This is a genomic window from Sporosarcina sp. FSL K6-2383, from assembly GCF_038618305.1.
Taxonomy (GTDB): Bacteria; Bacillota; Bacilli; order Bacillales_A; family Planococcaceae; genus Sporosarcina.
In genome coordinates this window covers 3,545,484-3,564,959 of the sequence record NZ_CP152017.1, presented here as the reverse complement: position 1 = coordinate 3,564,959, position 19,476 = coordinate 3,545,484, and the positions used below count along the sequence as shown (strand labels likewise).

18 protein-coding genes are annotated in these 19,476 nt (G+C 39.6%); 17 read left to right on the top strand and 1 reads right to left on the bottom strand.

The window, feature by feature from the left end:
- Nucleotides 1–8 precede the first annotated feature (8 nt).
- From purD to MKZ10_RS17965, 12 genes are all read left to right on the top strand, one after another.
- A complete protein-coding gene (gene purD, locus MKZ10_RS18020) occupies nt 9–1,268 on the top strand; it encodes a phosphoribosylamine--glycine ligase (protein WP_342506521.1) in 1,260 nt (419 codons plus the stop codon).
- A gap of 173 nt (nt 1,269–1,441) precedes the next feature.
- Nucleotides 1,442–2,050, top strand: coding sequence for a hypothetical protein (locus tag MKZ10_RS18015; protein ID WP_342506519.1), 609 nt, complete (start codon nt 1,442–1,444; stop codon nt 2,048–2,050).
- A gap of 394 nt (nt 2,051–2,444) precedes the next feature.
- Nucleotides 2,445–2,747 carry a hypothetical protein gene (locus MKZ10_RS18010; RefSeq protein ID WP_342506517.1) on the top strand — a complete coding sequence of 101 codons (303 nt, stop codon included), beginning with the start codon at nt 2,445–2,447 and terminating at the stop codon, nt 2,745–2,747.
- Nucleotides 2,748–3,135: 388 nt separating this feature from the next.
- A complete protein-coding gene (locus MKZ10_RS18005) occupies nt 3,136–3,822 on the top strand; it encodes a response regulator transcription factor (protein WP_342506515.1) in 687 nt (228 codons plus the stop codon).
- Nucleotides 3,819–5,603, top strand: a complete 1,785-nt coding sequence (locus MKZ10_RS18000; RefSeq protein ID WP_342506513.1) for a HAMP domain-containing sensor histidine kinase — start codon at nt 3,819–3,821, stop codon at nt 5,601–5,603. Before MKZ10_RS18005 ends, MKZ10_RS18000 begins: the two co-directional genes overlap by 4 nt.
- 201 nt (nt 5,604–5,804) lie before the next feature.
- Nucleotides 5,805–6,464, top strand: coding sequence for a GDSL-type esterase/lipase family protein (locus MKZ10_RS17995; RefSeq protein ID WP_342506511.1), 660 nt, complete (start codon nt 5,805–5,807; stop codon nt 6,462–6,464).
- A 2-nt stretch (nt 6,465–6,466) separates the two neighbouring features.
- The gene (locus tag MKZ10_RS17990; RefSeq protein ID WP_342506509.1) at nt 6,467–7,624 is read left to right on the top strand and encodes an acyltransferase; all 1,158 of its coding nucleotides are present in this window, start codon (nt 6,467–6,469) and stop codon (nt 7,622–7,624) included.
- 218 nt (nt 7,625–7,842) lie between these two features.
- Nucleotides 7,843–8,466: an N-acetylmuramoyl-L-alanine amidase gene (locus tag MKZ10_RS17985; RefSeq protein WP_342506507.1), complete on the top strand. Its 624-nt coding sequence runs from the start codon at nt 7,843–7,845 to the stop codon at nt 8,464–8,466.
- A 74-nt stretch (nt 8,467–8,540) separates the two neighbouring features.
- Nucleotides 8,541–8,837: a hypothetical protein gene (locus MKZ10_RS17980; RefSeq protein ID WP_342506505.1), complete on the top strand. Its 297-nt coding sequence runs from the start codon at nt 8,541–8,543 to the stop codon at nt 8,835–8,837.
- A 614-nt stretch (nt 8,838–9,451) separates the two neighbouring features.
- Complete coding sequence (locus MKZ10_RS17975; RefSeq protein ID WP_342506504.1) at nt 9,452–10,501, top strand: LytTR family transcriptional regulator DNA-binding domain-containing protein; 1,050 nt, start codon at nt 9,452–9,454, stop codon at nt 10,499–10,501.
- 120 nt (nt 10,502–10,621) lie between these two features.
- Complete coding sequence (locus tag MKZ10_RS17970) at nt 10,622–11,470, top strand: ABC transporter ATP-binding protein (protein ID WP_342506502.1); 849 nt, start codon at nt 10,622–10,624, stop codon at nt 11,468–11,470.
- Entirely contained in the window at nt 11,467–12,174 is a 708-nt protein-coding gene (locus MKZ10_RS17965; RefSeq protein ID WP_342506500.1) for an ABC transporter permease, read from the top strand. Before MKZ10_RS17970 ends, MKZ10_RS17965 begins: the two co-directional genes overlap by 4 nt.
- A gap of 54 nt (nt 12,175–12,228) precedes the next feature.
- Here MKZ10_RS17965 and MKZ10_RS17960 read toward each other — a convergent pair whose 3' ends face one another.
- On the bottom strand, nt 12,229–12,921 hold the full coding sequence (locus MKZ10_RS17960) for a class I SAM-dependent methyltransferase (RefSeq protein WP_342506498.1): 693 nt from the start codon (nt 12,919–12,921) through the stop codon (nt 12,229–12,231).
- A 152-nt stretch (nt 12,922–13,073) separates the two neighbouring features.
- Here MKZ10_RS17960 and MKZ10_RS17955 point away from each other — a divergent pair, with 152 nt between their 5' ends.
- The 5 genes from MKZ10_RS17955 (at nt 13,074) to pcrA (ending at nt 19,459) form a co-directional block, all read left to right on the top strand.
- Nucleotides 13,074–14,792, top strand: coding sequence for an adenine deaminase C-terminal domain-containing protein (locus MKZ10_RS17955; protein ID WP_342506497.1), 1,719 nt, complete (start codon nt 13,074–13,076; stop codon nt 14,790–14,792).
- Between the two features lie 9 nt (nt 14,793–14,801).
- Nucleotides 14,802–15,857 (top strand): DUF3048 domain-containing protein, encoded by a 1,056-nt coding sequence (locus MKZ10_RS17950; RefSeq protein WP_342506495.1) that lies wholly within the window; start codon nt 14,802–14,804, stop codon nt 15,855–15,857.
- 27 nt (nt 15,858–15,884) lie between these two features.
- Nucleotides 15,885–16,199: a YerC/YecD family TrpR-related protein gene (locus MKZ10_RS17945; protein ID WP_342506493.1), complete on the top strand. Its 315-nt coding sequence runs from the start codon at nt 15,885–15,887 to the stop codon at nt 16,197–16,199.
- A gap of 277 nt (nt 16,200–16,476) precedes the next feature.
- Complete coding sequence (locus tag MKZ10_RS17940; RefSeq protein WP_342506491.1) at nt 16,477–17,169, top strand: heptaprenylglyceryl phosphate synthase; 693 nt, start codon at nt 16,477–16,479, stop codon at nt 17,167–17,169.
- Between the two features lie 52 nt (nt 17,170–17,221).
- Nucleotides 17,222–19,459, top strand: coding sequence for a DNA helicase PcrA (pcrA, locus tag MKZ10_RS17935; protein ID WP_342506488.1), 2,238 nt, complete (start codon nt 17,222–17,224; stop codon nt 19,457–19,459).
- The last annotated feature ends 17 nt before the right edge of the window (nt 19,460–19,476 follow it).

Here is a 19,476-nt window from a genome sequence, read left to right as displayed (position 1 = left end):
AATTTGAATTGAATATACTCGTTATCGGGAGCGGCGGCCGTGAGCACGCGATTGCTAGACAGTTCAATGTCTCTCCTTCCGTTCAAAAAGTATTTGTAGCACCTGGCAATGATGGGATGACAAGCGATGCGCAATGTGTAGACATTGATGCGTTGGATTTCGTAGCACTTGTAGCATTTGCGAAGGAAAATCAAGTAGATCTCACGTTTGTTGGTCCTGAACAACCGCTTGGGGAAGGAATCGTTGATTATTTCGCGGAACATGGCTTGAAAGCGTTTGGCCCAACGAAAGCTGCGGCGCTGATCGAAGGCAGTAAGTCATTCGCAAAAGAGTTAATGGCAAAGTATGACATTCCAACAGCTGGCTACGGAACGTTTACGGATGCAGAAGAAGCGAAGGCTTTTATTCGTGAAAATGGTGCACCAATTGTCGTCAAGGCGGATGGGCTTGCGGCAGGAAAAGGTGTTATCGTGGCGATGACATTGGACGAAGCGCTCGAAGCAGTGGACGATATGATTGGCAATCAAAAATTCGGTGAATCATCGTCACGTGTCGTTATCGAGGAATTCCTAGATGGGGAAGAATTCTCTTATATGTCATTTGTCCATGATGGACAGATTTACCCAATGGTTATTGCACAAGACCATAAGCGCGCCTATGACGGCGATAAAGGACCCAATACAGGCGGAATGGGTGCCTATTCACCCGTTCCACAAATTTCGGACGCAGTTGTGCAAGAAGCGTATGACAAAGTGGTTGTTCCGACGGTTGAAGCAATGGCGGCAGAAGGCACTCCATTTACTGGGATTTTATATGCGGGGTTAATCCTGACAGATAAAGGACCGAAAGTTATTGAATTCAACGCACGCTTTGGTGATCCTGAAACACAAGTCGTCCTACCGCGCATGGCATCTGACTTCGGTGAATTCATGGCGGCACTAATGGACAGCAAACCGTATGATCTTCAGTGGCATGATGAAGCGATGTTAGGCGTTGTCATTGCGGCTGACAATTACCCAGGAGATGTTGTCAAAGGTGCAGCATTGCCTACTCTTGATGGTTTGACAGCACAAGGCTTAGATGTTTTCCATGCAGGTACAAAAGCGAGTGGCACTGGTTTTGTCGGTAATGGAGGTCGCGTACTTCTAGTAACAGCGAAGGCAGATTCATTGAAAGAAGCACAAGACAAAGTGTACAAAGGTTTGTCCGGGCTTGAATGGAATGGTTTCTTCTATCGAACAGATATTGGCTGGCGTACGTTTGAATAACAATAGCACTCAAATCATCGGCTGATGGTTTGGGTGCTATTTTATATATCCATTTTACTTTTCATATGCGATACATATCGTATTTAAGATGAAATAGTTGGAAAATGTAACTTTTCTTATGCCCACTACGTATAAGAAGTAGAGGCAAAAAAGTTAAAAAAGGGGGAAATGTTATGGACCGTAAATCACTAAGGAATACTATTTCAATCATTAAAAATAAGAACATGAAATTAAAAACCGGAGTCTCCCTATATATTGTTCTTATTTGTCTTATAGTTACAGGATGCTCCCAAGTTGAACCACAGGATAAAAATAAAGAACTCATTCAAGACTTCCTAGAGTATGAGTTGAATGCACCTAATAAAGAAGCAACACATGCAATTAACGCTCTGGATAAATGGGTGGAAGAACAGAAGGAGGGTGGACAATACCCGTTAGATGGAGAGTATAACATTTATTTAAAGGATACCTATGAACCTTATTTCACGGATAGCGGCTACAATAAATTTGTTATGACAGGCCAAGCATCACTATTTCATGAAGCAGCCAACAAATACGACTATCAAACAACCGTAACTAAAATTGAAGTGGAGCAAAATAAAGTCACTCCAACGAATTATAACTTTACAGCTTATATTGATTATGAAAAAAAAGGCAATGAAAAAATTAATGTCGAAATCACGGGTGTAGCTATCATGCGTGATGATGGTATAGAGCAACTAACGTATCTTGGTGACAAGGAGATGTTGATAACACTAACGAGGGGGGAGGCAAATGAGTGACCGATTTGAACTAAGTATTAAAAATAAGGTAGTTAGAATGTGGTTGATGATTATGATACCAGCTTTGATAATAGAACTATTACTCATACAATTCACCAGAATTCTAGTATTCAGCTTAATACCTTGGGGAATCTTTTTTATTTGGCATTATTTTTATAAGAGGAAGCAGACGAAAGAGCACTCCGTTACCTAGTAGTTTTATTCTAAAAAGATTAGTTAGTGAAGTTTAAACTTCTATTTTTACTGGGACTCAGATCGCTCAAGTTACGAGGAGGAATTTAATGAATAAAAGCAAAGTATTGTATTGGCTATTTTTTTAATCCTATCATTTATAAGTTTTATGATTTATTTCACTATTTTTGATCAATGGATACTATGGAATACATCTATTTCTATGAATACAGCAGTAGGTTTATTTGTTGTAGCAGTGATTCCATTAATGGCATATATAGCAGAAAGATTAGTGAAATTTTCCGTTAGTAAAGGATTGGAGAAAAATAAAATTTTTAGCTCCTTTATTGCGGTAGTGGTGATTGTACCAATTACTCTACTTACTTTTTTTATAGTCAATGATTATCGTGAGAAGGGTTTAACCGATGTGATTCGTGTGAATGCTTCACATGTTACTACACTCGAACTTGATGGTGGTTCTACTGATGGTTGGAGAACAGATGAAAAAGAGAAAGTAGAACAGTAAAGTTTCAAAAGAAAAGGGCTTTACGCTGACGATCAACGTAAAAAATAAACCACTAATAGCCTCTATTTATGAAAATCGTATATCCTTTTTAAATAACGGCAATTATTACAATGTCTTAAATGGGCCGATTGATATGGACTGGGTTCAGCAGTTTGCAAGCACTAAATCTAAATAGCACCTGTCGTACGTTTGAATAAACAACAAAACCATTTTCTTGGCAATGAGAGAATGGTTTTTCTGTTTTTATAGAAAAGATAGTTGCGGGATTGATCCAGTTATTTATACTTAGGGTTTATTAAGAATAATATCAACTTATCTTTATCTCATCTTTACATTGCTATGGTATTCTTTCAAAGTACGAACCTTTTTGACACTGTGAGGGAGATATATGCAAAAAACAGTATTAATTGTAGAAGATGAAGATATTTTACGCGAAATAGTGAAAGATTATTTATTGAGTGAAGGATATGAAGTACTAGAGGCAGTAGATGGAAATGAAGCTTTGGACATTTTTGAAGAACATGAAGTGCATTTAATTATTTTAGATATTATGTTGCCTGAGTTAGATGGATGGTCTGTTTGTAGACGAATTCGCAAATCATCTAATGTGCCTATTATTATGTTGACAGCTCGTGTAGATGAAGATGATACGTTACTTGGTTTTGAATTGGGGGCTGATGATTATGTTACAAAACCATACAGTCCGCCAATTTTATTGGCGAGGGTAAAACGATTAATTGATAGTCGATATTCTTCCGCGGGTAAGGCATCTAATGAAGATAGCTTAATGAGTGTTGGTATCCATGTCCATTTCCCTTCACGAACAGTGACAGTTGATGGAGAAAGTATAAGTTTGACACATACGGAATTTGAAATATTAACCTATTTGATGCGGAATTCTGGGATTATTATTACGAGAGAGCAATTAATCATTAAAATTTGGGGTTATGAATTTGCCGGTGATGATCGCACAATCAATAGTCATATCCGTAATTTACGTCATAAATTAGGTAATAAAGCAAGTAGTATTGTAACTGTTATTCGAGCTGGTTATAAATTTGAGGGAATAGCATGAAAATAGGAATTGTATCAAAATTATTTATGCTAACAACATTATTAGGTATGCTCATTTTAGCAACTATTTTTATTGGACAAACTATATTTTTCAAGCAATATTATGCAAATCAAAAAGTAAATGATATTAAAACGAGTATCCAATCCTTTGAAAAAGAGTATGTAAAGGCTGAAGAAGATGGACCAACCATTCAGAAGCTAGAGCAGGATTTTTACCGAGAAAATACAACGTGGATTACAACATTGGATAGTGTAGGAAATATTAAGTATGCGAATGATTTTTCTATAGAGGTTCATTTAGTCCCTTCAGGAAATGAGGACTTCTCTAATCGTGTCATTAACATCCCATTGTATAGCCTGATTGGTTTAGAAGATATTGAAAGGCTAAAGTTTAATCTGGAACAGGGGTCTTTAATTACGATTGATGGAATAGAGAAGGATGATAAAGTTATTCCTGTTATTTTAACAAGAGTAAATGGACAATTTACATTAGAAAATAAACTGATATCAAATAAGCTATATGGCCAGAAAGCCACAATAGAACCTTCACTAAAAAATCGTTTACAAATTTATTTTAAAGGGTCTATTAAGAATCTACAATTACCTGTAGGATCCGTAAGTTCAAATATATATTCAAATCGTATTCTTATAGAAAGAATAAAACAATTTCAAGTAAATCTAGTGTTAAATGAGAATTATACAAGTGAGTCTGAAATGATGGACTATAAGGAAAATGATATTAATTATAAAATATTTATTAAACCAATAAAAGATACGTATGGCGAAACAACATATATTTTTGCTATGACATCGCTACAACCAGTTGATGAAGCTGTGCAAATGTTAAAAGGTTATTATGTATATTTAATACTATTTGTCTTGTTACTTGTTGTACTGGCATCCTTTTATTATTCAAAAAAGATTGCTAAACCATTGTTACAAATAAACGATACGACAAGCAAGATTGCAAACTTGGATTTTTCAGAGACAATACCTATTACATCAAAAGATGAGATCGGTACGCTATCACATAATATCAATAGACTCTCTGCTACTTTGCATCAGCATATCGATCAATTGCAACAAGATATAGAAAAAGAAAAGCGATTAGAACATACACGTAAAGAGTTTATTTCCGGAGTTTCACATGAATTAAAGACACCTTTAACTATTATGAAGAGTTGCATCTCCATTTTGGAAGACGGTGTTGCCAGTCATAAAAAGGATTATTATTTTAAAGCAATGGCAAACGAAGTAGATAAAATGGACATGCTAATTATTGATATGCTGGAATTGGCCAAATTTGAATCTGGCACGTATAAAATGAAATTTGATGTCTTCTATATTGACCAGCTCATTGAATACTTATGTGAGCATTTAGCTATAAACATAACGAGCAAGCAATTACATGTCCATAAACAACTTTCTGCTGTGAGGGTCGTTGCAAATCAACATCGGATTGAGCAAGTTATGACGAATTTTATTACCAATGCGATTCGTTATACACCAGAAAATGAACGTATTATCATTTCCACAATAGAAGAAAATGAGCGTATAAAAGTATGTGTAGAAAATAAAGGGGCTCATATCAAGCAGGAGCATTTGGGTAAATTATGGGATCGTTTTTATCGTGGAGATATGTCTCGTCAACGTTCACAAGGCGGAACAGGATTAGGGTTAGCTATTTCAAAGAATATTTTAGAGCTACATGGTGTGCAGTATGGTGTTTTGAATACTGAGGATGGAGTAATGTTTTTCTTCTATCTAAATAAAGAGCGGTAGGTATCCTATTAAGAAGCATTTTCACTACCTAATCCTACTAGCTAAATTACAGCTGTTCGTTCAAGGACCTTTACTAAAAGGTATTGAACGGACAGTTTTTTATTTCTTTAAATGATATCGATGTCGTCTTCATCTCATCTTTATCTCTCTCCATTAATCTATTCAAAGTAATAGAAAATTTATTGATGGGGGTATATTATTATGACAAAAAAACTATTCTTTGGTGTGTTTATTGGCGTCATTGTACTATTTGCTTCAGCTTGCGGAGGTGGAAGTAAACAGAGTGGTAGCGAAACAGGTTCTGTTGATGCGGAGGATCCGAATAAATCTTTTTATCATAACAGCGTTTTTTTAGGAGATTCACTTTTATTAGGTTTATCTGATGTGTTAGGGGACTCCAATGTTATTGCTAATGCAGGTGCCACAGCCCTATTCGCTATTGAAAAAGTAGACAAAATTGCGGATAAAAAACCTAAACATATATATATCATGTTGGGGTCAGATGACTTATTGATGCCTGTAGATAACCCAAAGAAAGATTACCTGGAAAACTACGCCAAATTGATAAAAAAGATCAAGGGGAAAATACCGAATGTACAGATCCATGTCATATCGGTACCACCAGTGACTACAGAAGCAATGGAGAGAGAACCACGGTATAAAAACATCTCCGATTATAACGAGGGACTTGAAAAATTGGCAGTAACAGAGAAGATTGATTACATCGATTTGTCCTCTATATTTGAAGAACAACAGAATCTGTATGGTAAGGACGGGATCCATTTTGAGGAAAGCTTTTATCCTCTTTTCCTGGACCACATTAAAGAGCATATTGACTTCTCAGACGGAGTGCTTGAGTAAAAATGAAAGCGATCATCAATGAAACCAAGAAAAACCGTTATATGCCTGGGTTAGATGGGATTAGAGCGTTCGCTGTATTTGCAGTGATCGCCTACCATCTCAATTTTGAATGGGCTTCTGGAGGATTTTTAGGGGTAACCATATTTTTTGTCTTATCTGGATATCTAATTACAAATCTACTTATTAGGGAATGGGGGAATACTGGACAGATTAATTTGCGTAATTTTTGGATCAAGCGCGCAAGACGTTTGCTGCCAGGACAAATCCTTGTATTAATTGTGGTAGTCTGCTGGATGGCTCTCTTTAATATTCCCCAATTGGCTGATCTATGGGGTGATTTGCTAGCTTCGCTTTTTTACGTTACGAATTGGTGGTTCATTTTTAACGATGTTGGCTATTTTTCCAATTTTGGACAACCTACACCTCTATTACATTACTGGTCTTTGGCTGTCGAGGAGCAGTTTTATCTGGTTTGGCCAGTTCTGCTCTTGCTGGGACTCCGTTTCGTTCGCAAACGCAGGCTTCTTATTGGGTTCATCCTCATTGGTGCATTAGTTTCTGCACTTGCAATGGCATTTCTCTATCAACTGGGGTTAATGGACACAAGCAGGGTTTATTTTGGGACAGATACCCGTGCGTTTGCCTTGTTGATAGGCGCAATACTTGCGGTATATTTACCTAGCCAAATGTTTGAGGGGAAGATTGCTGACAACAAATGTCTGCGTATTTCATTGGATATCATCGGGACAATTGGTTTTGCCATTCTATTTTGGATGATATGGCAGACCAATCAGTATGCAGCTTTTCTCTACCGCGGTGGAATGGTCCTTCAATGTATTGTTGCAGCTACAATAATAGCCGCAGCGATTCACCCATCCACCTGGATTAGTAAAATTTTAGGCGGCAAGCTACTGCGATGGTTTGGTGTTCGCTCATATGCAATTTATCTATGGCATTACCCTATTTTAGTCTTGTTCTTCCCTTGGACGGGAGGGGAAAATTCCATCGTTCACATTCTCATACAGATTGGTATGACTCTCCTGTTCGCTTCGATTTCATGGCGATTTATCGAGCAACCAATCCGTTATGGAACGGCAAGAAGTATGTGGAGCAAGATCTGCCCTACCAAGAATGCAACAAGTTCTACCGTTAACAAATAATAATAAGATGCTTGTTATCTGAAATCCGTTCGTCCAATGGCCGTCATACCACGGTATTGGGTGACGGATTATTAATTGTGGTGGAAAAACTTCGCACTATAGAGGGGAGACCCTATTTTATTATTCTTTAAATGATATCGATCTCATTTTCATCTCATCTTTATCTCTCTCCATTAACCTTTAAACAGTACAAAAGTGCTGTGAAAGAAGGGAGAAACATGAAAAAAACTATACTGTCAATTACATTACTTTTATTCTCTATTATAACATTATCCGCATGTGACGGGAATTTAGGGGATGAAAATAAAAACGTAAATTATGAAAATGATAAAGATAAAGATAAAGATAGTAATACAGCTTTTAAGGTCGTCATTGATCCGGGACATGGTGGTGAGGATGTCGGGGCGACAGGTGCTAGTGGCCAATATGAAAAGGATTTTACTTTTGCTGTGTCAAAAAAGGTAGAAAAACTTTTGGAACAGGAACCTGGAATACAAGTATTTATGACTAGAACGGATGATAGTTTTATTTCTCAAGAAAGCAGATACAGACCTAAATATGCCAATGAACTAAATGCAGATGTATTTGTATCTATTCACGGTAATACCTTTACCGATTCGAATGTGACAGGTACGGAAACATATTATTATCATAAGAATAGCCAGACTCTTGCTAAAATCATACAGAAACATGTGGTTGAGGCAACCGGATTTAGAGATAGGGGAGTCATGGAACAAGGTCTGTTTGTCGTAAAGGATACAAAAATGCCGGCTGTATTGATAGAAGTAGGTTATCTGACGAATGCTCATGATGAGTTCCAAATGTGGACCGATGATTTTTAAGATAATCTTGCTACCTCGATTGTAGAGGGGATTAAGGTGTACAAAAATGATTTGAAAAAACGAGGTATTTTTGAATGAATCTTTTAAGGTATGCTCAAAAATTATTTATTTTACTTGCCTGTTTGATTATTTCTTCTGGCTGTCAAAGTGATCTTGTCCATGATAAAGTGGCGGCAAAGCCGAGGGCCCCATTTGTAACTAGTCATAATCCAGAGTCTAATAATAAAACATCTCAGGTTCAAAAAAGTGAATCTGGGAATCCAAGTATGGATAAAGAGCTAGTTTTTTCAAATATTGAAAAGAGTGTCTACTTAACCTTTGATGATGGCCCTACTTCAGCAACATCAGATATTTTAGATACTTTCTTATGATTCAAAAAGCAACAGCTAAACAGTAAGTGACAGGAAATGCAAAACTAGATTGCAGAGAATACATCCACCTTGTTCATTTTTAAAGTTAAATGCTCTATTATGAAATTGATTCAAATAAAGGTGATTATTAAAATGTTCTAAATAGCCCTCAAAATCATCAGAAGATGGTTTGAGGGCTATTTTTCACTTTTTGATGTACTTGTCCAAGTTCTTTTACCGCGTTTTCTTTTTAAGTTGACCTTATCTCCGATGTGAAGATTTCTATCGAAGAAAACTAGGAGAGTTAATGAGGGAGATGCAGCATAATTCCTTACTGAGAACATTCATTTTCTAGAAGACTCATTGAAAGTAGTTTGGGGGTTAATTGGATTGCTCATTAATCGGCTCGTATTGTGGGTCGGGGTAATCATAGCACTATTTATCTTCAACGTGAAGTTGAGGAATAACGTGAAAAAGTCAACTATCTCTTTTCTGGATAGCTTACTTTTTATCACTCGAATTTAGGCGTGTTATACTTTTTGATATATGAAAGTATTGGGATTCATAAAAAGGAATCTTCCACATACCTCGAACACTAATTAAAAATGATATGTGAATGGAAAGGTGAAGAGATAATGAGTTTGCAATTTACGAACGTAGAAAAAAGATTGAACGACACGCTCATTTTCCCTGCATTCAATTTACGTGTAGATAGTAGTCAAACGACGGCAATCTACTCCAGCTTGAATGTGAGATATACACTATTACAGATGTTAACAAGGGAAATACCTATTTTAAATGGCGAAATATCCATAGGCAATACCGAAATTTCGAAAAAACATCTTTCAGATATCGGCTTTTCATTCCTAAACGAAGGACTATATGAGAGATTAACGGTTGCGGAACAGATTAACCTTTATCGAAAACTTTATCAAACAGATGAAACTGCTTCAGAAATTTTACGAAAGGTTCATCTGGAAGAAAAAAGGAATGTAAGGACCAAGAAGCTATCTTACTCAGAGCAACGCCGCCTCCAATTTGCAAAGCTTTGGATTCATAATCCTGACCTGCTCATTTTGGAAGAACCCGACCAAAACATCGATATTGAAACACAACGGGTATTGATTATTATGCTGGAAGAGATGCGCGCTAACGGTAAAAATATTCTCATTCTTACAGGCAATATGGAGAGCGCAGTTACTTTGGCAGACAAAGTTTACAAATTGAACGATAGAGGTTTACACAAAATCCAAATGGCAGTGGAATCTGACGAGGAAGCAAAAGAAGAACAATCCTCCATTTTGGAAGCAGACGTAGAAATCGACAAACCAGAAATCCAACCGGTTCGTTTTGAGAAAATCCCGACGAAGGTCAATGAGAAAATCGTGCTCTTTGATCCGCCGGAAATTGATTATATTGAAAGCAATGATGGGCAGTCATATTTACATATTAAGGGTGAAGGGTTTCCAACGATGTTTACGATGAACGAGCTTGAAGAGCGCCTCCAGCATTTCGGTTTTTTCCGTTGTCATCGTTCCTATATCGTCAATCTTCAAAAAGTACGTGAAGTCATTACATGGACACGGAACAGTTATAGTCTTATTTTGGATGATGAAAAAAAGTCGAACATTCCATTGTCAAAAACAAAAATGGCTGAATTAAAAGTGATGTTGGGCCTGAAATAAGCTCCATTCACCCTTAAAAAGGCTCTTTTCACGGGAAATATGCTGTCTTTGCACTGAAAACGACGTAATCTAAAGGTGCAGCAACAAACAGAGACTTGCACATTTTAAGGGGGAAGAACAATGGAAAACATCATCGAAGTTCAATCATTGGAGAAAGTTTTCGCGAATCAGACGGCACTTGAAGACGTCAATTTCCAAGTTAAAAAGGGAGAGATTTTTGGATTTCTTGGTCCAAGCGGTTCGGGAAAAACGACTACGATTAAAATGTTAACGGGTCAATTAAACCAGACGAGTGGAAAAGCGACCGTCTTCGGAGAACCGGTTTCGGGGATGAAAAAGGGGAATTCACGAAAAAAAATTGGGGTATTGACGGACAATAGTGGTTTGTATGGCAGGTTATCCATTTATGATAATTTGAAGCTCTATTGTGTGCTGTACGAAGTACCGGAACAACGAATTGCTGAAGTGCTAGCACTTGTGAATCTAACAGAAGAAAAGAAAAAGATTGTTTCGAAGTTGTCAAAAGGAATGCTTCAGCGTGTGACGCTTGCTCGGACGCTTTTACATGAACCGGAGCTGCTATTTCTTGATGAGCCCACGTCTGCACTTGATCCGGTTAATTCGCAGCATATTCATGCAGGACTTCGTGAATTGCAAGCCCGTGGCACGACAATATTCCTGACGACACATGATATGAATGAAGCAGAATTGCTTTGTGATCGGGTCGCATTTTTAAACAAAGGTCAAATCAGACTGATGGATGAGCCAGGAGCATTAAGAAAACGTTACTCAGATGCTTCGATGACGGTCGAGTTGAAAAACAATGAAAAAGTTGTGTTGAAGAGCACCGCGGAAGATGCTCAGCAACTATTCAACTATATGTCATCCAATCAAGTGGTTTCCATTCATTCAAACGAACCAACATTAGGCGATATTTTTGTCGACGTGACAGGGAGGAAATTATCATGACTTTTTCAATGAAACGTGTAAATGCTATTTTACAGAAAGACTTTAAGGATATTTCAAGAAACTCAGCGGTTTCGATTACAGCGCTTATGCCACTTATTCTTGCATTTTTTTTCGGCAAGATGGGTGATGTATCGCTTGAAGTGCATTATATGGTCATCAATTTTTCTATGATTACTGTTGGGTCATTTGTTCAATGTAGTTTAATAGCTGAAGAGAAAGAGAAGAATACGCTTCGTGGCTTGATGCTATCGCCTGCTTCGACATTGGAAATACTCGGTGGAAAAAGTTTATTAAGTTTGATAGCGACAATGATTATTGTTGTAATTGGAGCTTTTTTTACAGGCTATCAACCAGAGCATATGGTTGTGATGGCCATCGCCATTCTTTTCAGCTCTTTCTTTTTCATCGGTTTGGGGACGCTACTTGGCTTGCTTGCTAAATCTGTTATGGAAGCTTCCGTAATCATTTTGCCATTTATGTTTATATTCGGCTTCGGATCGATGTTTATGATGTTTGCAGAAAAATATCCGATTTTGAAAGTGATTGACTATACGCCAAACATGCAGCTAATGGACATCGCAGTCAAGATGGAAAGTGGAGTCGGACTTGGCGGAGTTTGGTTGAATTTCAGTATTATTGCACTTTGGATTATCGCTGTTTTTGCATTGACAGCAGTCGTTTTTAAGAAACGCAAGATGGATTAAAACCTTTGACGGTGCCACTGAGACAATTCTCAAATTATCTCAGTGGCACCGTTATTAATTCGCTTTACAAATCCAGCCACCAAACATATTTGTTGTGAAGAACTTGGCAATCCGTTCAAAGCCGGCTTCACTGAGCAAACTGACAATCTCTTCTTCAGAAATGAAGGACAGTGTGCGAACTCCTTTCTCCATGTCATCCACCTCATCCTCGGTCAATTTTGTCGCATCAAGCCAGTAGGCCTTCCAAAGCGCAAATAATTCATCGAATGCGGGATCATTTGGATTACCATACATCGTCGCCATGACGAAAGGCGCACCAGGTGCTAAATGATGGCGAATCTTCTTCAATAATCTAAGCTTCTCATCCATATCTGCAATAAAATGAAGAACAAGCAGACAGGTAGCTGCCCCGAACAACGCCTCTTCATCCAAATCGTAAATAGTTCCTTCAATAAATTCGACACGATCTGTCATGTCTAAATCTTGAGCTTTCATCCGAGCGAAATCGAGCATTGGTGGTGCAGGATCTACTGCAGTAAATGTCCAGTCGGGATTTGTAGGCCCTAATGTCGCGAGTTCAGTACCACCACCAGCCCCGATGATTAAGACATTTTCTTGCTGTGTTGTGTTCGCCCGTAAATAAGTCTGCACCAGCTTGAACATGGAATCATAGGTAGGCAATGTTCGACGAACTCCTTTGTCATACTCCGTTGCCATTTCTTTATCGAACACCATCTTGTCAGTCATTTCATCAAATCCAATCGATTGTAGTATTGTCTTATTTCGTCATGAAATAGCAGAACCCTTTTCTGAATAAGCGCATAACCGTCACTATTTATTTTCTCAATGCTATGCTAGGATAAATACTAGGAATACTTCACATCAAAGGGGGAGCTTGCATGTGGGAACAACATACTGTAAAAGATCAACTCCAGATCATTAACGGCAAAAAAGCGCCGGATCTTATTATTATTAATGCGGAATACTTACATTCTATTTATAAAAAATGGGTAACGGGCAACATCTGGGTCGCCGGTGATCGAATTGTCTATGCGGGTGAGGAAATGCCAGCGATGACAGAAGGTGCTGAGATTGTCGATGCTTCGGGGAAGAAAATTGTATCCGGTTACATAGAACCTCATGTCCATCCGTTTCAATTGTATAATCCGCGAACGTTTGCAGATTATGCGGCACGGTTGGGAACAACGACCTTTATTTCGGACAACATGGTCTTATTTATGTCACTCGACAATGAAACTTCCTTTTCAATTCTGGATCAATTCAATAAATTACCCTTTGCTTTTTATTGGTGGGCACGCTTTGATTCGCAGACGGTTTTACAGAATGAAGCGCAGTTGTATAATCCCGCGTCCATTAAACAATGGATTGATCGTCCAGAAGTACTGTTGGGCGGCGAACTGACGGGCTGGCCGCGACTAATGGCTGGCGATCCGAACATGTTTGCTTCCGTCCAAGCAACAAAAGCGGCGGGCAAGAAAGTTGAAGGTCATTTCCCGGGGGCATCTGAACGCACGTTAACACGGATGAAGCTTCTTGGGGTAGATGGTGATCATGAGGCAATGACTGTGGAAGAAGTAGAAGCACGGTTGTTACATGGGTATGCCGTGACGCTTCGCCACTCGTCTATTCGCCCGGATCTTCCGCATTTATTGCAGGGCATTGTTGACAAAGAGTTAAACGTATTCGATCATTTGATGATGACAACGGATGGTTCGACACCGTCATTCCATCTTGATGGTGTGGTGGACAAGTGTATTCGTGTTGCGCTGGAAGCAGGTGTTCCACCGATTGATGCTTATCTGATGGGGTCTTATAATGTGGCGCGTTATTATGATATGACTGATTTACACGGTATCATCGCGACAGGTCGTTATGCAACTCTTAACTTTTTGGAGGATGAAACCAATCCTGTGCCAACAGATGTGTTATCTAAAGGACATTGGCTAAAGCGTGAAGGGCAAGCGACTGAACCTTTCCAAGCAATTGACTGGTCGTTTGTGGACAAATTTGCACCAGATTTCAACTTAGATGACAAAGATTTTACCTTCGACCATCCACTCGGCATTGAAATGGTCAATGATGTCATTACGAAACCGTATACTGTCACCATCGATACGACAGTAGAAAAATTGGCAGATGATCATGACGAGAGCTTTTTGATGTTAGTCGACCGCAATGGAAAATGGCGTGTCAATACGCTTATTAAAGGCTTTGCGACAACTATTCAAGGCTTCGCTTCGTCCTATTCTAATACAGGTGACATCATCTTGATTGGGAAAGATAAGAAGGAAATGCTTAATGCGTTCAATGAAATGAAAAGAATTGGCGGCGGTATGGTACTCTATGAAAATGGAGATATTGTGGCAACGCTTCCGCTAGCAATAGGCGGTGGATTGTCGGTAGAGCCTGTGGAGACATTAATTACACAAGAGTTAGCGCTGAAGAAGGCACTGACAGAGCGTGGACATAAGCACGGGGATGCGGTGTATACATTCCTATTCCTGCAATCAACCCACTTACCTTATATCCGTATTACACAGATGGGACTATTTGATGTGTTGAAAAATGAAGTATTGATTCCGGTCACGGAAAGATAGGGGGAAGCAATGACAAAGAAAATGAGTGGATTGCTAGTTTTTTTAGCGATCATTATGTTGCTAATAGCAGCGTGTTCAAAAGAAGAGCCGGCAAAGGAGCCTGTTCCTGAGCCAGAAGATATCGTTGAAGAAGAACCAGTAGAGGATGTGTCCGTCGAATTATTTCCTTCACTCTTCACAGGAGTTATGAAGGAAGAAGAAAATACCCGTCGTCCAGTACTTGCGACGATTAATAATCATCCACTTGCTAGACCGCAATCAGGTATTAGTGAAGCAGATATGATTTATGAGCTTGCTGCAGAGGGCAGTGTGACTAGACTTTTGGCTTTATTCCAAAGTGAGCTGCCGGCAGAAATTGGACCGATTCGAAGTGCGAGGGATTATTTTGTTCATATTGCGAAAGGGCTCGATGCATTTTATGTGGCACATGGTTACAGCCCTGATGCTAAACAATTATTAGAACAACGTGTCGTGGATAATATTAATGGCATGCAGTATGATGGTACGCTGTTCTGGCGTTCCAAGGATCGGAAGGCACCACATAATTCTTATATTTCTGGTGATAACATTCTTGCCGCAGAGGACAAGACGAATTCTTCGATGGAAATATCCGTCATACCGCCATTTGCTTTCCATGAATCTGCTGAAGATGCTAAAATGGGAGATAATGTGTCTTCGATAACGGTCAAATACAGTTCAGATCCGAATTTTACAAGTATTTATGCGTATGATGTAGAAAAAGGAACGTATACACGGACAGTAAATGGTTACGTGACCGTCGATAAAGCAAATGACGAACAGCTCGAGTTGTCGAATATTCTCGTATTTGAAGCGAGCCACCGTACGATTGATAGCGTTGGAAGACAAGCCGTTGATATTGAATCGGGTGGCAAGGCGATGCTGTTTCAAGCAGGGATTGCTAAAGAAATTGAATGGCAAAATCGTGATGGAATTCTCGTGCCGATAGAAAACGGTCTATCGGCGAAGCTGGTTCCAGGACAGACCTGGATTCACGTTGTGCCGACTAAGCCAGGTCTAGTAACATCCGTCACATATGCGCCTTAAAGAATTCATTCGGAGAGAGGGAACGATATGCAAATCGATAAAATCCGCGGTCATCAAACGGATCAGTTGTTTAAAGCTATGCTCGAATTGAAGGACCTCGATGAATGCTATGAATTTTTTGATGATCTTTGTACAATTAGTGAATTGCAGTCGCTTGCACAGCGGCTAGAAGTGGCACAAATGCTGAAATTGAAAAAGACGTATGATACGATTCAGAGCGAAACAGGGGCCAGTACAGCAACGATTTCACGTATTCGACGCTGTGTAGATTACGGTTCCGGCGGCTACAGCAAAGTGTTAGATCGTTTATATCCAGAGACAGAACAGGACAAGCCACTATAATTGGACGAACAACCGGACAGGAAAGAATCTGTCCGGTTTTTTTGGTATACTAAAGGAACGTACATTATCTTCGTTCAGCAAATACATTTACTGAACGAAGATAATACCTCTGGTGGATGTCACGGATTTTTAGGGGATTAAGAGGGAACCTAAGTTCGGCGCGTCCTGCGGGTGCCTTAATTTCTGCAAAGTACGCAGAAATTAAGGCAAATCGAGCCCTTCGCTGTTCGATTCGCAATTACGCCAAGGTGAAATTGATTAGATTGGGTGGTTGACTATGGACTTTACGACATGGCGTCATGCCTTTAAATTAGATCCAGCTAAAACGCTGACAGATGAACAGCTTGAATTGCTTGCGGAATCAGGAACAGATGGCATCATTGTGGGGGGAACGGATGGTGTCACGCTCGATAATGTGCTCGATTTGCTCGTTCGAATTAGAAGATTTTCCGTTCCGGTTGTACTAGAAATCTCAACAGTAGAATCTGTGACACCGGGTTTCGATTATTACTTCATTCCCACGGTGCTTAACTCGACAAAAGTCGAATGGATCAACGGCATTCATCATGCGGCGATGCGTGAATACGGTCATATGATGGATTGGGACGAGATTGTGACAGAAGGCTATTGCATTGTAAATCCTGCATGTAAGGCGGCAAAATTGACGGGTGTGACGACAGTACCGGACGAGGAAGACGTTATTGCCTATGCTCGAATGGCTGAAAATCTTTTTAAGTTACCCGTATTTTATATAGAGTATAGCGGCATTTATGGTGACCCTACAGTTGTCGAAGCCGCAGCACGTGTACTCGACAAGACGCGACTTTTTTACGGTGGGGGCATAAGAAATGGGGATGATGCCCAAGCAATGGCAGCCATTGCGGATACAATTGTCGTTGGCAATATTATTTACGATGATTTGACAGCTGCACTTTCCACGGTCGATGCGGTAAAATCAGTTACCAATTAAGAGCCATTCAGTGTATAATGAGAGAACGAATGTTCTGGAAGGGCGGAAATATATGAATAAAATAGCAGCAGACTTACTAACAGGCATGAATCCTGAACAAGCACGTGCAGTGAAGAAAACAGAAGGGGCACTCCTTATAATGGCTGGGGCGGGATCGGGGAAAACCCGTGTCTTAACGCACAGGATTGCCTATCTAGTTGTTGAGAAAAATGTGTATCCTTCCAATATCCTTGCCATCACTTTTACAAACAAGGCGGCGCGTGAAATGCGTGACCGTATCGATGGATTACTCGGTGCAGGCACAGGCGAAAGCATGTGGGTATCGACGTTCCACTCCATGTGTGTACGAATTTTACGCCGAAATAGCGACCGAATCGGTATTTCGAAATCATTTTCCATTTTAGATTCGGCTGACCAATTATCGGTTATTAAAAGTGTTTTGAAGACGTTGAACCTAGATGCTAAGCAATATGACCCGCGCACCATGCTGAACACCATTAGCTCTGCAAAAAATGAATGCATAGATGCAGAAACGTTCCGGGGGCAAATCAATCCACATAATCCGTATGAAAAAACGATTGCAGATGTTTACGATGGCTATGCAAAGCGATTACGCCAAAACCAATCAATGGATTTTGACGATCTCATCATGATGACGCTTGTCCTATTTGAGCGTGTTCCGGATGTCCTCGAATTTTATCAAAATAAATTCCAATACATTCATGTCGATGAGTACCAAGATACGAATAATGCTCAGTATCGTCTCGTCAATATGCTAGCGAAAAAGTTCAAAAACTTATGCGTAGTTGGAGACTCTGACCAGTCTATTTATAGATGGCGCGGGGCAGATATTAGTAATATTTTATCCTTCGAAAAAGATTATAAAAATGCTGAAATGATCATGCTAGAACAAAACTATCGTTCGACAAAACGCATCCTGCAGGCGGCGAATGACGTCATTAAGAATAACCAAAGCCGTTACGATAAAAAACTGCGAACAGATAACGATGAAGGCGAGTCTATCTCCGTTTATAAAGCGAACGATGAAAAAGATGAATCACAATTTGTCGTTGGTAAAATTCTAGAGCTAAAGGAAGAAGAAAACTTGAAGCTCGATCAGTTTGCTGTTTTATACCGTACCAATGCGCAGTCACGTGTCATTGAGGAATATCTCGTGAAATCGAATCTTGACTACACAATTGTCGGCGGTACAAAGTTCTATGACCGCAAAGAGATTAAAGACTTACTCGCTTATTTACGTTTGATTGCCAACAACGAAGATGATCTGGCTCTTGCGCGTATTATCAATGAACCAAAACGCAGTATTGGCGCAACTTCATTCGATAAAATGGCGCGCTTTGCCATGGAGCATGATCGCTCTATTTTCGATGCGTTACAGGAAATCGATTTCATGGGCATTACGCCAAGAGCGGCCAATGAAGTTGCCAAGTTCCATGAACTAATTGCTGGATTTACAAAAATGCAGGAGTTTTTATCGGTCACTGAACTGGTGGAACAGGTGCTTGAGAAGACGGGTTATCGCGATATGCTACAGCGCGAAAAAACGATTGAATCGGAAAGTCGTCTGGAAAACATTGACGAGTTCCTATCTGTTACAGAGGCATTTGAAAAGCGGGCGGAGGAAGATACAGGCGATCGTTCCCTAGTCGCTTTTCTAACAGATCTAGCATTGATCGCAGATATCGATTCACTTGATAAAGAAGAGAACCAGAACAAGGAAAAAATCGTACTGATGACAATGCACGCAGCAAAAGGGCTCGAATTTCCTGTCGTATTCATTATCGGAATGGAGGAAAACGTCTTCCCGCATTCCCGTTCATTAGCGGATGATGAAGAGATGGAGGAAGAACGCCGTCTTGCCTACGTTGGCATAACGCGTGCAGAAGAAAGGCTATACTTAACCTCGGCGTCATATCGGACACTTTACGGTAGAGCGAGCTATAATAGTCCATCTAGATTTATTGGCGAAATATCTGAAGACATTTTAGAAATTCAATCTAGAAATTCAGGATTCTCGTCTGGCAATACGATTTCAGGACAAAGTGTTGCACCTGTGCGTCCAGCCGTTAAAAAACCCGTTTACAAAACGAGTGGTGGGGACAAAATGGGATGGAGCGTCGGCGACAAGGCGGTCCACAAAAAGTGGGGGACCGGTATGGTTGTCAGTGTGAAGGGGATAGGCGAAGAAGTTGAATTGGACATCGCATTCCCAACTCCGGTGGGCATTAAACGTTTACTGGCGAAATTCGCACCGATTGAAAAAGTATAATCAATGAAGGAGCGAAG